A 12511-nucleotide genomic window follows, 5' to 3' on the forward strand; every position below is an offset into this window, starting at 1 on the left:
CTCCTTGTTGGATGGAGTGAGTCTGTCAGTCCGGCGTGAAGTGGTGATGGGCTTGTGTGAAGTGGCTGTGAACTGTTGAAAAACGGCGCCATCAGGCGCCGTGGGATTGTTCAGGGGCGGGAGCGCACCAGCCGAGCGGCTTGTGCGAAACGATCGGTGTGGCCGTCGATCAGCCCGTGCATAAAATCGATGTAATAGACCAGTTCCGGCATCTCCTCAATGGAGCTGGAGGTCCAGTAGGGGGCTGAATTTTCCCCGTTGTCATGGATATCGGAGAAGAAGCGCGGGTCTGTCATCGGCGCCCGGCAATCCTCGTCGAGCAGGGTGAAGAGCTCCTCGATGGTGGGGAGTCGCCACCCCTCGCCAAGGCGGGCAGCTTCATCTTTGGCTTCAAGCAGCGTCAGCAGGGCCGGTGTGCCCACGCACCCTTTCCCCTCCTGCCACTGGCTGCCGAGGCTGCACGCCTGCCATTCGAGGTGGTTTAGCCGATCATGGATGACTTCTCCCTGCCGTGTCAGGTGGTCGGAGAGATCACAGGCAGCCAGCGCCATGCTGGCCGGAAGCCAGAGCAGCAATAGAAATAATTTCATGTTTGTCTCGTTTACGAATGGCGGTCAGCCCGTCGCTGGTGGGCTGACCGTGGTTATCGGGGGTTTATCTGGCGGGAAGCGAGATCACTGCTTTTTAAGTTGTGCAGGCAGGGCGGCCAGCACCTCTTCTTTCGCCTTGAGGGAGGCGAACTGCTTGCCGGGCTTTTGCACCACGGTATGGACGAAGATCAGCTGTTTGCCCGGTTTGCTGGCCCAGCCGACGAACCAGCCGATCTGCTGATCGCGGTTGAGGCTGCCATCCAGCTTTTTCGGGTTGCCCATGCCGGTCTTGCCGTGGATCTGCCAGCCGTCGATCTCGCTCACCTTGAGGATATTGGCGGTGTACTGCAGGGTCTGCGCCGAGACCGGCAGCTTGCCGCTGAGCATCTTGCCGAGGAAGCGGGCCTGTTCCTCCGGACTGATGGCGAGGCTGGAGCTGAGCCAAGCCTGGGTCAGGCCGTCATGTTTGCCCGGATTGCCGGAGAGATCCCGGTTGCCGTAGTCGAAGCGGTCGACATATTGCTGGAAGCGCTCCATCCCCAGCCATTCGGTGAGCTGCTGGGAAAACCAGACCACCGAGTAGGTTTCCCAGCGGCGCGGGGTGGTGGTTTCACGCCAGGCGGGCAGCCAGCCGTCATAGCTCGGTTTGTAAGGCAGCGCCGGATGATCTTCATCCACCAGATAGCCACTGTCGTAACCCATCAGCGCCAGTGGGATCTTGAAGGTGGACGCGGGTGGCAGCTGGCTGGAGCAGTCCCCTTCACTGGAGAGGGTCTGGCCGTTGCCGTCAGCATAGAGAAAGCAGCCGCTGGCGGCGGAGGCAGGCAGGGCTGCGAGCAGACCGGCAGCCAGCAGGCTGGAGAGAAGCAGGCGGGACATAGCATTTCCTTGAGCAAATGGATGAGAGAAAGCGGCAGTCTAATGCCGCTTTGTGTGGGGAATGTGAAGTTGCGGGGGGACTAGGCGAACGGCAGCCAGAGTTCCGCCAGCGCGCCCCCTTCCGGCCGGTTGCTCAGGGTCAGACGGCCGCCATGCTGGTGGGCCACCTCATGGGCGAAGCTGAGCCCCAGACCGCTGCTCTTGCCCTTGTCCGGGCGCGGCAGGGAGTAGAAGCGCTCGAAGATGCGCGGCAGGGCGTAGTCGGGAATGCCGGGGCCGCTGTCGGTGACCCGAAAACAGTAGCCCTCCTCCTGCTGGCTGCCGCTCAGGGTGACTTGCCCGTTGGCGGGAGAGAAGTCGATGGCGTTATCCAGCAGGTTGCCGATGGCCTGCTCCACCAGCAGCGGATCCCACTTCTGTTTCGGCGCGCTGGCCAGCTCGGCCACCAACTCGACCTGATGGCGCTGGGCGATGATCTGGCGGGCGTCGAGGGTGCGCTTGCCCAGTTTTGCCGGTTCCACCGACTGGCGATCCAGCCCCTGCCCCGACTCCAGCCGCGCGAGTTGCAGCATTCGCTCGATCAGCTGCTGCATGCGCGCGGTTTCCAGATTGATGTTGCCGATAAACCGTTTGGCAACTTCGGGGGGCGGCGTTTCAGCCAAAATCTCCCCTGCCCCGCGAATGGCGGCCAGCGGGCTCTTCAGCTCGTGGGTCAGGCTGTGCACATAGGCTTCGATGTAGCTTTTGCCATCAAGCTGGTGGCGCATGGTCTCCAGTGAGCGGCCGAGCCGATCCAGCTCGACGGTGTGCAGCCGTGGCAGCAGTGCCGCCTCCCCCTTGCTGACCGAGTCGGCGTAGTGCACCAGCTTGCCGATGGCACGGTTGAGCCACCACACCAGCAGGCTGCCGATCAGCAGCGAGATGAGCAGCATCTGGCCGCCGGCCCGCAGCAGCTCCTGTTCCCCCCGCTCGATGGCGGGCATCAGGGTGCGATTGGGTTTGGCGACGGTGAGGGAGCCGATGATCTCGGCCCCCTCCCGCAGCGGCGCTGCCACATACATGGTCGAGCTGGCGGCATCGTCGGGATCTGTGCGGGTGCTGCGGGCGCCATACTGGCCGCGCAGAGTGCGGTAGACATCGTTCCAGCGGGAATAGTCTTTGCCCAGATCCGTGCCGTCGGAGTCGTAAATCACCATGCCCTTCTGGTCAGTGACATAGATGCGGTACTCCGCCTGCTGCTTGAGGTGGCCATCGATCATCGCATTGATGGGATTCTGGTTGAGGCGGGCGAAGGCGCTGGCCAACCGCCCGTTCATCATATTGCCCTCTTTCAGATCATCGAGCGCGAGCGGCGCCAGCAGCTGGGTCATGTCTACCAGAGTATCCTCGGTGGCGCTGCGCACTCCCGGTTTTATCTCCTCGACGAAGATCTCCAGCACGAACCAGGCGGCCAGCGCGAAGATCAGCAGCAGGCCGCACAGCAGTTGCAACCCGAGTCTCATGCCAGCTCCAGGCTGTAGCCCAGCCCGCGGTGGGTGAGGATCAGGTTGGCCTCGGGATCATGTTCGCGCAGCTTGGCGCGGATGGTCTTGATGTGGGTATCGACGGTGCGATCCAGACTATCCTCCGCATCCTGCCACACCAGATCCATCAGCTGTTGGCGGGAGTAGACCCGGCCCGGCGCAAGCATCAGGGTCTTGAGCAGCAGATATTCGTAGCGGGTGAGGGCCAGCGGTTGGCCGCGAAAATGGATGCGGGCCCGCTCCTCATCCAGTACCAGCAGGGCGCTGGGCTGGGGGGCGACGGGCTGGCTGCGGCGCAGGATGACCCGCACCCGGGCACACACTTCCCGTGGCGAGAAGGGTTTGGCCACATAGTCGTCGGCACCGATCTCCAGCCCGATCAGCCGGTCTATCTCCTCGCTGCGGGCGGTGAGGAACATCAGGGGGATATCGGTCAGCGCCCTCACCTGCTTGCAGAGTTCGAAGCCGCTGATGTCGGGCAGCCCCACATCGAGGATCAGGAAGTCGGGTCGAGTCTGTTCCAGTCGTGTCAGCAACTGTTGGCCCAGCATGAACCACTCCACCTCGAACCCGTCGGTCTGCAGGGCGTAAATCAGGGTGTCGGCGATGCTGGCCTCATCCTCCACCAGCCAGATGACTCTCTTTTGCATGGCATCCTCGTCGCAAATTGGCACCCCATTCTGGCATCGAACCAAATCGGATCCTATTTGCTGTTTTATTTTTCCGAAAAAGGGGCTAATATTTCGATGTTCTTTCGAATCGAAACTTAAAAATGACCAAACGTAATACTCAACAACGCCGTCACACCATAGTGACCCTGGTACAAGAGCAGGGTGAAGTGAGCGTCGACGCTCTCGCCAAACACTTTTCTACCTCCGAAGTGACCATCCGTAAAGATCTGGCGGTACTGGAGACCGGTGGTCTGCTGCTGCGCCGTTACGGTGGTGCTGTCCCTTTGCCGAGCGAGATGGTGGTCGAGGTCAACCCTGAACAAGTTTCGAACCGAAAGTTAGCCATTGCCCGTGCGGCGGCCGAGCGGCTGCGTGATCACAACCGCGTCATCATCGACAGCGGCAGCACCACCAGCGCCATGATCCCCATGCTGGGCAACAAGCGCGGCCTCATCGTGATGACCAACTCCCTCAATGTGGCCGGAGCCCTGCGCGAGCTGGAAAATGAGCCTACCCTGTTAATGACCGGTGGCACTTGGGACCCTCACTCCGAATCCTTCCAGGGGCAGGTGGCGGAACAGGTGCTGCGCTCCTACGACTTCGACCAGCTCTTTATCGGTGCCGACGGTATCGACCCGGAGCGTGGCACCACCACCTTCAACGAGCTGGTGGGCCTGTCGCGTGTCATGGCCGAGGTATCGCGGGAGGTCATTGTGATGGTCGAATCGGAAAAGATCGGCCGCAAGATCCCCAATCTCGAACTTCCCTGGTCGAGCATCCATACCCTGGTGACCGACGAGGGGCTGGCCAGCGAGGCCAGAGAACAGATTCAAGCCCAGGGGGTGACGCTTATCTGCGCCCCGGTCACTTGCTGACATCGAGCTCTGAACCATCCAACTGACTTTACGATTTGCATCTCAAGGAGAAGTGTATGTGTGGCATCGTCGGGGCTGTCGCCCAACGTGATGTGGCTGAAATTCTGGTAGAGGGCCTGCGCCGTCTGGAGTACCGCGGTTATGACTCAGCCGGTGTGGCCGTGTTCAGCGCCAACCAGCCGTTGCAGCGGGTTCGCCGTCTGGGCAAGGTGGCTGAGCTGGCCAAGGCGCTCGACGAGCAGTCCGTCCACGGCGGTACCGGCATCGCCCATACCCGCTGGGCCACTCACGGCGAGCCCTCCGAACGCAACGCCCACCCCCACGTCTCCGAGCATATCGTGGTGGTGCACAACGGCATCATCGAGAACCACGAAGAGCTGCGGGAAGAGTTGAAGGCGCTGGGCTATGTGTTCAGTTCCGACACCGATACCGAAGTGATTGCCCATCTGGTGCACCACGAGCTGAAATCCGCCGACTCCCTGCTGGCCGCCATGCAAAAGGCGGTGAAGCAGCTGCGCGGCGCTTACGGTACCGTGGTGATGGACAGCCGCGACGACAGCCGCGTGGTGGTGGCCCGCTCCGGTTCACCGCTGGTGATCGGCCGCGGTATCGGCGAGAACTTTATCGCCTCCGACCAGATGGCGCTGCTGCCGGTGACCCGTCGCTTCATCTTCCTGGAAGAGGGTGATGTGGCCGAAGTAACCCGTCGCGATGTGCATATCTTCGATACCAACGGTAACGCCGTGGTGCGTGAAGAGCAGGAGTCCGAACTCTCCCACGATGCCGGTGACAAGGGCGAATACCGTCACTACATGCTCAAAGAGATCCACGAGCAACCCAAAGCGATCACCAACACCTTGGAAGGGCGTCTGGGCAGCGATCACGTGGTGGTCGAATCGTTCGGCAACGGCGCTCGCGCCATCTTTGACAAGGTCGAGCACGTGCAGATCGTCGCCTGCGGCACCTCCTATCACTCCGGCATGGTGGCTCGCTACTGGTTCGAAGAGATCGCTGGCGTATCCTGCGATGTGGAGATCGCCTCCGAGTTCCGCTATCGCAAATCGGTAGTGCGCCCCAACAGCCTGCTGGTGACCCTCTCCCAGAGCGGCGAGACCGCCGATACCCTGGCGGCGCTGCGTCTGGCCAAGGAATCCGGCTACATGAGCTCGCTGGCTATCTGCAACGTGCCGGGCTCCTCGCTGGTGCGTGAATCGGATCTGGCCTTTATGACCCGTGCCGGTGCCGAGATCGGCGTAGCCTCCACCAAGGCGTTCACCACCCAGCTGGCTGGCCTGTTGATGCTGGTGGCCTCGGTCGGTCACTGCCGTGGCCACCTGAGCGCGGCCGCCGAAGCCGAACTGGTCAAGGCGCTGCAAGCCTTGCCGCTGCGTATTAAAGAGAGCCTGGCGCTGGCCAAGGATATCGAAACCCTGGCCGAAGAGTTTGCCGACAAGCAGCACAGCCTGTTCCTCGGCCGTGGCAGCCAGTACCCCATCGCCATGGAAGGGGCGCTCAAGCTAAAAGAGATCTCCTACATCCACGCCGAAGCTTACGCCGCTGGCGAACTGAAGCACGGCCCGCTGGCGCTGATCGATGCCGAAATGCCCATCATTGTGGTGGCGCCGAACAACGATCTGCTGGAGAAGCTCAAGTCCAACGTGGAAGAGGTGCGCGCCCGTGGCGGTATTCTCTACGTGTTCGCCGATGCCGATACCGGCTTCAAGAGTGACGAGACCATGCGGGTCATGAACCTCAACCATGTGGAAGAGGTGATCGCCCCCATCGTCTATACAGTGCCGCTGCAGCTGCTCTCCTACCACGTTGCCCTGATCAAGGGCACTGACGTGGACCAGCCGCGCAACCTGGCAAAATCGGTGACCGTTGAGTAAGTCACTCTCTCAAATGAAAAAGAGCCGCTATTGCGGCTCTTTTTGTTTCGGCTGAGGGGTTACGACAGCCGCAGGTTGGTGATGGTGACCTCGTCGAGGGAGGGCACTATGATGCCGCTGGTGATCCCTTTGGCGATGGCCTGACTGCGGTTCTTTGAGTCGGTCTTGTTGGTCACCTGAGTCAGGTGAAAGTTGACCGTCCGCTCACTGATGCCGAGGATGGTGGCGATCTCCCAGGAGGTCTTGCCCTCGCTGGCCCAGAACAGGCACTCCTTCTCCCGATCCGACAGTTCGGTCAGGTATTTCATCATATCCGGTCTGCTTTTGATCAGTTGCAGTGCAGAGTTGAAGATGTAGCTGGCGCAGAACGACAGCAGCGGGACATTTTCAAACATCAGGTCGGAGTTGGATTTCTCCTTGGTGATGAAAGAGAGGATGCCGTGCTCGCCCTGCGGGGTGTGCAGCGGAAAGGAGACGCCATTGCGTACCCCGAAATCAGCCGCAAGGTTCATCACGTCGCGGCTGGCGCTGGGTAGCCAGGGCGAATCGCAGTCGAGCTTGTTCCAGAAGATCGGCTGGGTCTGTTTCAGCCCCAGATAGACCACCGGATCCTGAGTCAGATACTGGTTTTCGCTGTAGGCGTCAAACCAGGTGGTCGGACAGTTGTTGAACAGTGCCACGTGGGATTTTTGCATGCTGATGGGGAAAATAATCAGCAGCCGAAAGTAATCAAAGCCCATTTGATGACTGAAGCGCTCCAGCAGTTGCTGGATATCGCTGGTTTTTGTTGCCTTGGTGAACTTGTCTATATGTTCCCAGATCGCATCGTTGAGCATTACTTTCTCCTTTTTCGATCTCTATCACACTGATCGAAAAGATTTTTTCTCGTTATTTATATTTGTGCGGTGGCTATTGGCGCCACTTATTCCGTGCGTGCTTAAAAATTATCCTGTTTTTGTGCATAAAGGCCAAGAAAATCCTCTCGTTGCCAGTCCGCCCTGCATTTGAGATAATGATAATAGTTATCATTAGTAAGATGTATTTCAATGAACAAATTATGGGGTGTGGCCCTGCTGCCACTGTCAGTCCACTTTGCTGCCATCGGGGATGAGCTGGTTGCTCCCGCCCTCAAGAACAGCATAGCTGCCGGGAAAGCCTCCCAGCAGCGGGTGGAAAAAGCCGCCGATGCCGCCGTTGCCGCACGACTGGAGCTGCAAAACGCCCAGCTGCAACTGCGTGACCTCGAAGCCTACAACCGCTACATGCAATCTCTGGTGGCCGATCAGCAAAATGAGCTGGGTAAATTGAGCCAGCAGCTGGAAGCGGTGCAAGAGACCCGTCAGGGCTTGATCCCGCTGATGTTGCAGATGCAGGCAGATCTGGAACAGCTGGTGCAAAATGACATCCCGCTGCGTAAGGAAGATCGGCTGGCGCGGGTTGAACAGTTGAAAGCGACCCTGGCTCGCGCAGACGTTAGCGAGGCGGAGAAATTCCGTCAGCTGCTGCAGGCCTATAAGATCGAAGCCGAGTACGGCAGCCGGATGGACAGCTATTCCGCCGAGCTGGAGCTGGATGGTTCTCCGCGTCGGGTCGATGTGCTGGCGCTGGGTCGGGTCTCCCTGCTGGCGATGACTGCCGATCGCAGTCAGGCATGGCGCTGGTCTGCCGAGGCTAAGCAGTGGCAAGCCCTCGACAGCCAGTGGCTCTCCCCTATCGCCGAGGCGATGGATGTGGCCGCCGACAAGAAAGTTCCCCAGTTGCTCAATGTCCCCCTCTCTGTCAGCCGCAGTCAGGAGGCCCAATCATGAGAGTCACCATGAAGTGGTTCCCCCTCCTTATTGCCCTCTCCTGCGGTACCAACGCCGCTGTCGCCGATGAGTGGCAGCAGCAGGAACAGGCTCGTGAACAGCAGGCTCAGCAAGATCTGGCGACCGTTGCCAAGGAGCTCGGCACTGCCCGCGCCAGACTGGCCGAGGCCCAGCGCCTGAGCAAGGAGCTGGCTGGCAAGTTCGCCAGCAACGAGAAGCAGCTGGTCGAGCTTAACGCCCAGTGGGAGCAAGCCTCCGGCGATATGAACGAGATCTTCGCGGTCACCCGTCAGGGCGCCAGCGATGCGGTCAAGCTGCTGAGCGAATCCGCCGCCGAGGGCCAGTTCCCGGAACGTCTCGCCCCGCTGAAAGCCATGGCACAGGATAAACAGGTGCCGGATCGCGCCGCCCTCGCCCTGCTACCCGCCACGCTGCTGCAGGAGATCCGCGAATCTGGCTGGATTGCCCAGTTCAACGGCAAGGTGCTCGATGCCCAGGGGGCTGCCAGCGAGCAGTCGCTGACCCGGGTTGGCAGTTTTGCCCTGCTGGGGAGCGAAGGCTTCCTGCAACCGACCGCCGAAGGCTTGAGCCCGGTACTGGGTCTGCCCGGTAGCGTGCTCTCTGCCGTTGCGGCTTATCAGGGTCAGGAAGGGGAAGCGCTGCCGCTTGATCCTTCGCATGGCACTCTGCTGGCGATGCTGGCACAGGCGCCCACCTTCTGGCAGCAGGTACAACAAGGTGGTCAGGTCGGCGCCATTATCGTGCTGTTGGCCGCCATCGGTTTGGGAATTGCAGCAGTACGGCTGTGGAGCCTCTCCCGAGAACTGGGTCGGGTGCGCCGCCAGCTCAAGAGCGGCGAGTATCACGCCGACAACGCCCTCGGCCGGGTGCTGACGGTGGCAGACAAACACCCCGAGCTGAGCATGGAGACCCTCGAGCTGCGTCTTGATGAGGCGATCCTGCAGGAGACTCCTCGCATGGAGCGCGGCATCGGCATGGTCAAGGTAATCGCGGCCATCGCCCCCATGCTGGGCCTGCTCGGTACCGTGACCGGGATGATCGGCACCTTCCAGGCCATCACCCAGTTTGGCACCGGCGATCCCAAGATCATGGCGGGCGGCATCTCCATGGCGCTGGTCACCACGGTACAGGGTCTGGTGGCGGCCATTCCGCTGATCCTGGCCCACAGCCTGCTGCAGTCCCGCTTCACCGAGCTCTCCAATGTGCTGGAGCAGCAAGTAGCCGGCATTCTGGCTGAGCGCGCCGAGAGCAATAACGGCGGGATGGAGCGAGCAGCATGATGCTCGACATCTGGCAACAGCTGCAGAGTTTCATGGGCCGTGGCGGCCCTGTGCTCTGGGTCATTCTGGCCCTGCTGGTGCTGATGTGGATTTTGATGATCGAGCGGTTGCTCTACCTCAATCTGGGTTTTGGCCCCTTGCAGCAACAGCTTCTCGGCCGCTGGCAGGCCCGCAGCGAGCGCCACAGCTGGCACGCCCGAGCGATCCGCAGCCGCTGGCTGGCGCAGGCAGAGCTGGAACTGAACCGTCATCTGATCTTCATCCGCACCCTGGTGGTGCTCTGTCCCATGCTGGGGTTGCTGGGCACTGTGACCGGCATGATCGGCGTATTCGATGCGTTGGCCGCGGCCAACCGCTTTAACCCGGAGAGCATGGCGGGCGGGATCTCCCGCGCCACTATCCCCACCATGGCAGGCATGGTGGTGGCGCTCTCCGGCGTGTTGTTACTCAGTCGGCTCGAGAGTCAGGCCAAGCGTGCGCTGGCCAAGACCCGGGACGGCCTGCGAGAAGAGAAGGTAATGCAATGAGACGGCAATCCAAACGCCAGCGTGACGAAGTGCAGATCGACATGACCCCCATGCTGGATATCGTGTTCATCATGCTGATCTTCTTTATTGTCACCACCTCCTTCGTGCGTGAAGCCGGACTCGAGGTGCACAGACCCCAGGCCAGTCAGGCCAAGGCGCAGAAATCCTCCAGCATCATGCTGGCGATTGGGGCTCAGGGTCAGATCTTCCTCGACCGCAAGCAGATCGATGTGGAGCGGGTACAGGCCACCATCGCCCGCCTGCTGGCGGAGCAGCCCGATGCCAGTCTGGTGATCCAGGCCGATGAGCGGGTGCCCCACGGCAAGGTGGTGCGGGTGATGGATGAGGCCAAGGCGGCGGGTATCGCCAATATCGCCGTGGCGGTGGCGCCAAAATGAAATACAAGCTGATGAGCCTGGGGCTGGGGATTGCCCTCAGTCTGGGCATCCTGCTGTTTATGGCCACGCTGGTTGAACCGCCCCGGGGCGAGAAGGTGGCGAGCGAACAGAAGCCCATCGTCATCAATATGCAGAGCGAGGTGACCGAGGTGCAGGTGCGCGAGCGTCCGGTGCCGCAGGAACCCGAACCTCTGCCAGAGCCCCCTGCCGCATTGGCCTCCACACCGCTGCCGATGCCTGCAGCGGCCCCCTTGGCGGCCGTTGAGCCGAGTCTGGATCTGGTCTCCAGCCTCAGCACGGTGCAGGTCTATGCCCCTGGTGTGGCGACCAGTACCGCACCGGTATTGAGTGGCAACTACCACGGCCAGCAGCAGGGTGCGGGTATCGGCGTCGGTGACATGCTGATGCCGTTGCAACGGATCGAGCCGGTCTACCCCTATCGTGCCCAACAGTCAGGGATCGAAGGATTCGTCACCCTGCGCTTTAGCGTGAATGCCGAAGGTGGAGTGCAGGATGTGGAAGTGGTCGAGGCCAAACCCAAGCGTCAGTTCGAGCGGGCGGCCATTCAGGCGATCAACAAGTGGCGCTATCAGCCGAGACCGGGCGCCACCGACAAGCTGGTGCAAGTCATCACGCTCAAATTCAAACTGGAGTCATAACTATGTTGCGGATCTGGATCTGTCTGCTTGCCTTGGTCGGCCAAGCCTGTCTGGCGATGGAGGTCAGCCCTCACTTCTCCCGTCAGCTTGAACCCGTGATGAAGCTCTATCAGTCCGGTCAGTGGCAACAAGCCCAGAGCAAGGCGTCCGGCCTCAAGCCAAATAGCGATGCCGAGCGTGCCTGGCTGGCGCAGTTGCAAGCCTCGCTGGCGGCCAATCTGCAACAGACCGCCCAGGCGAGCCGTTATGTCGAACAGGCTCTTGCCTATAAAGAGTGGCCCGAGCAGCAACAGCTCCAGCTGTTGCGACTGCGCGGCGATATTCAGGCCCAGCAATCCAACTGGTCTGGCGCCATCGCCAGCTACAAGGCGGCACTGGGACTCAAGCAAGACGATGCACTGCGCCTGCGTCTGGCTGGTCTCTATTACCACAACAAGCAGTACGGTGACGCCGCCAGTCAGAGCGAACAGTTGTTGAAAAAGGGTTGGCAGAAACAGGCCGCCATTATTCGTCTATCCGCCCTCACCGCTCAGCAACGTTATGGCGTGGCTGCCGATCAGGCGGCCGAGTTGATCAGCCACGAACCCAAAGAGAGCAAATGGTGGCAACAGGCGGTATCGCTCAACCTCTCCGCCAAACGTGGCGATCAGGCGTTGGCTCTGCTTCAAACAGCTATCGACAGAAAACTGATGGATGATGCGTCTGCCCGCAATCAGCTGATCCGTCTCTATGCCTGGCAAGGGCTGCCTTATCGTGGGGCCCGTCTGCTGGAAGCGGCCATGGCCAAGGGACAGATGAAGCAAAGTGCTGAAAACCGCCAACTGCTTGCCCAATTGTGGGAAGGTGCCCGGGAGTGGTCACAAGCAGTTGATAGCTGGCAGCAGCTGGCCAGCCTACATGGTCAGCCCAAAGCTGCCATGCGCGCCGCCGAACTGATGCTGCAACAGGGCAAGACTGATGCTGCCATGATCCAGCTCGCCGCCATCAAGTCGGTAAAAGGCGAGCAAGGCAATCGTGCCAAAGCGCTGCTGGTGCAGGCACACCTTAATAAGGAGCAGTATGCCCAGGCGCTGGAACTGGCCCGTGAGCTGCAGCAGCAGGATAACTGGCAGCAGAAGGCAACCAGCTGGGTCAACTATATCCGGGCACAAAGCGAAGAGTTGAGCAAAAAAGCGGCGTAAAAGAGGTGCCAAGGGGCTGTTTTGGGGCGTTCAGTTCGCTTTTTCAGCAAACGAACGTATTTTTGCAAAAAGCCCTTGTCATCCCGGCGAGGCTCCCTATAATGCGCCCCTACCAGCACGGCGGAACACGCCGAACTGATGAGCCAGCTTCCTAGTGAAGTGGGCGCCGAAAGAAAGCGAAAACAATCGCTTGACTTTCGAAGTGAGAAG

13 protein-coding genes are annotated in these 12511 nt (G+C 60.6%); 8 read left to right on the forward strand and 5 right to left on the reverse strand.

What is annotated here, in order from left to right; all coding sequences use genetic code 11:
* Positions 1-110: 110 nt before the first annotated feature.
* The 4 genes from OKB77_RS22415 to blrA form a co-directional block, all read right to left on the reverse strand.
* Positions 111-590: an Lcl C-terminal domain-containing protein gene (locus tag OKB77_RS22415; RefSeq protein ID WP_199415655.1), complete on the reverse strand. Its 480-nt coding sequence runs from the start codon at positions 588-590 to the stop codon at positions 111-113.
* Between the two features lie 84 nt (positions 591-674).
* The gene (gene blaOXA / locus OKB77_RS22420; RefSeq protein ID WP_265776392.1) at positions 675-1469 is read right to left on the reverse strand and encodes an OXA-12 family class D beta-lactamase; all 795 of its coding nucleotides are present in this window, start codon (positions 1467-1469) and stop codon (positions 675-677) included.
* Positions 1470-1549: 80 nt separating this feature from the next.
* Positions 1550-2971, reverse strand: a complete 1422-nt coding sequence (blrB, locus tag OKB77_RS22425) for a beta-lactam sensor histidine kinase BlrB (RefSeq protein ID WP_270818533.1) — start codon at positions 2969-2971, stop codon at positions 1550-1552.
* Positions 2968-3642, reverse strand: a complete 675-nt coding sequence (gene blrA, locus OKB77_RS22430) for a beta-lactam response regulator transcription factor BlrA (RefSeq protein WP_064339059.1) — start codon at positions 3640-3642, stop codon at positions 2968-2970. The genes blrB and blrA overlap by 4 nt, the downstream gene beginning before the upstream one ends.
* A 122-nt stretch (positions 3643-3764) precedes the next feature.
* Here blrA and OKB77_RS22435 point away from each other — a divergent pair, with 122 nt between their 5' ends.
* Together OKB77_RS22435 and glmS are read left to right on the forward strand one after the other, a co-directional pair.
* Positions 3765-4538: a DeoR/GlpR family DNA-binding transcription regulator gene (locus OKB77_RS22435; RefSeq protein WP_005355851.1), complete on the forward strand. Its 774-nt coding sequence runs from the start codon at positions 3765-3767 to the stop codon at positions 4536-4538.
* Positions 4539-4594: 56 nt separating this feature from the next.
* Positions 4595-6427 (forward strand): glutamine--fructose-6-phosphate transaminase (isomerizing), encoded by a 1833-nt coding sequence (glmS, locus tag OKB77_RS22440; RefSeq protein WP_064339058.1) that lies wholly within the window; start codon positions 4595-4597, stop codon positions 6425-6427.
* 59 nt (positions 6428-6486) lie between these two features.
* Here glmS and OKB77_RS22445 read toward each other — a convergent pair whose 3' ends face one another.
* Positions 6487-7263 (reverse strand): helix-turn-helix transcriptional regulator, encoded by a 777-nt coding sequence (locus tag OKB77_RS22445; protein ID WP_005357256.1) that lies wholly within the window; start codon positions 7261-7263, stop codon positions 6487-6489.
* Between the two features lie 210 nt (positions 7264-7473).
* Between OKB77_RS22445 and OKB77_RS22450 the strand changes: the two genes are divergently transcribed.
* Genes OKB77_RS22450 through OKB77_RS22475 form a run of 6 tightly spaced genes read left to right on the forward strand, consistent with a single transcriptional unit; the run spans position 7474 to position 12301 of the window.
* Entirely contained in the window at positions 7474-8235 is a 762-nt protein-coding gene (locus tag OKB77_RS22450; protein WP_064339057.1) for a DUF3450 domain-containing protein, read from the forward strand.
* The gene (locus OKB77_RS22455) at positions 8232-9536 is read left to right on the forward strand and encodes a MotA/TolQ/ExbB proton channel family protein (RefSeq protein WP_270818538.1); all 1305 of its coding nucleotides are present in this window, start codon (positions 8232-8234) and stop codon (positions 9534-9536) included. Before OKB77_RS22450 ends, OKB77_RS22455 begins: the two co-directional genes overlap by 4 nt.
* A complete protein-coding gene (locus OKB77_RS22460; protein ID WP_005339367.1) occupies positions 9533-10063 on the forward strand; it encodes a MotA/TolQ/ExbB proton channel family protein in 531 nt (176 codons plus the stop codon). The genes OKB77_RS22455 and OKB77_RS22460 overlap by 4 nt, the downstream gene beginning before the upstream one ends.
* A complete protein-coding gene (locus tag OKB77_RS22465; RefSeq protein WP_005339369.1) occupies positions 10060-10461 on the forward strand; it encodes an ExbD/TolR family protein in 402 nt (133 codons plus the stop codon). The genes OKB77_RS22460 and OKB77_RS22465 overlap by 4 nt, the downstream gene beginning before the upstream one ends.
* Positions 10458-11120, forward strand: coding sequence for an energy transducer TonB (locus OKB77_RS22470; RefSeq protein WP_064339055.1), 663 nt, complete (start codon positions 10458-10460; stop codon positions 11118-11120). Before OKB77_RS22465 ends, OKB77_RS22470 begins: the two co-directional genes overlap by 4 nt.
* Positions 11121-11122: 2 nt before the next feature.
* Positions 11123-12301: a tetratricopeptide repeat protein gene (locus OKB77_RS22475; RefSeq protein ID WP_150390044.1), complete on the forward strand. Its 1179-nt coding sequence runs from the start codon at positions 11123-11125 to the stop codon at positions 12299-12301.
* Positions 12302-12511 lie beyond the last annotated feature (210 nt).

The organism is Aeromonas sp. Y318-3 (assembly GCF_027706185.1).
Taxonomy (GTDB): domain Bacteria; phylum Pseudomonadota; class Gammaproteobacteria; order Enterobacterales; family Aeromonadaceae; genus Aeromonas; species Aeromonas veronii.

Excerpts from the sequence above, each read along its gene's own strand:
- OKB77_RS22465 (WP_005339369.1), top strand. The coding sequence starts at position 10,060 with ATGAGACGGCAATCCAAACGCCAGCGTGACGAAGTGCAGATCGACATG.
- OKB77_RS22455 (WP_270818538.1), top strand. The coding sequence starts at position 8,232 with ATGAGAGTCACCATGAAGTGGTTCCCCCTCCTTATTGCCCTCTCCTGC.
- blrB (WP_270818533.1), bottom strand. The coding sequence starts at position 2,971 with ATGAGACTCGGGTTGCAACTGCTGTGCGGCCTGCTGCTGATCTTCGCG.
- OKB77_RS22445 (WP_005357256.1), bottom strand. The coding sequence starts at position 7,263 with ATGCTCAACGATGCGATCTGGGAACATATAGACAAGTTCACCAAGGCA.
- glmS (WP_064339058.1), top strand. The coding sequence starts at position 4,595 with ATGTGTGGCATCGTCGGGGCTGTCGCCCAACGTGATGTGGCTGAAATT.
- OKB77_RS22470 (WP_064339055.1), top strand. The coding sequence starts at position 10,458 with ATGAAATACAAGCTGATGAGCCTGGGGCTGGGGATTGCCCTCAGTCTG.
- blaOXA (WP_265776392.1), bottom strand. The coding sequence starts at position 1,469 with ATGTCCCGCCTGCTTCTCTCCAGCCTGCTGGCTGCCGGTCTGCTCGCA.
- OKB77_RS22460 (WP_005339367.1), top strand. The coding sequence starts at position 9,533 with ATGATGCTCGACATCTGGCAACAGCTGCAGAGTTTCATGGGCCGTGGC.
- OKB77_RS22415 (WP_199415655.1), bottom strand. The coding sequence starts at position 590 with ATGAAATTATTTCTATTGCTGCTCTGGCTTCCGGCCAGCATGGCGCTG.
- OKB77_RS22435 (WP_005355851.1), top strand. The coding sequence starts at position 3,765 with ATGACCAAACGTAATACTCAACAACGCCGTCACACCATAGTGACCCTG.
- blrA (WP_064339059.1), bottom strand. The coding sequence starts at position 3,642 with ATGCAAAAGAGAGTCATCTGGCTGGTGGAGGATGAGGCCAGCATCGCC.
- OKB77_RS22450 (WP_064339057.1), top strand. The coding sequence starts at position 7,474 with ATGAACAAATTATGGGGTGTGGCCCTGCTGCCACTGTCAGTCCACTTT.
- OKB77_RS22475 (WP_150390044.1), top strand. The coding sequence starts at position 11,123 with ATGTTGCGGATCTGGATCTGTCTGCTTGCCTTGGTCGGCCAAGCCTGT.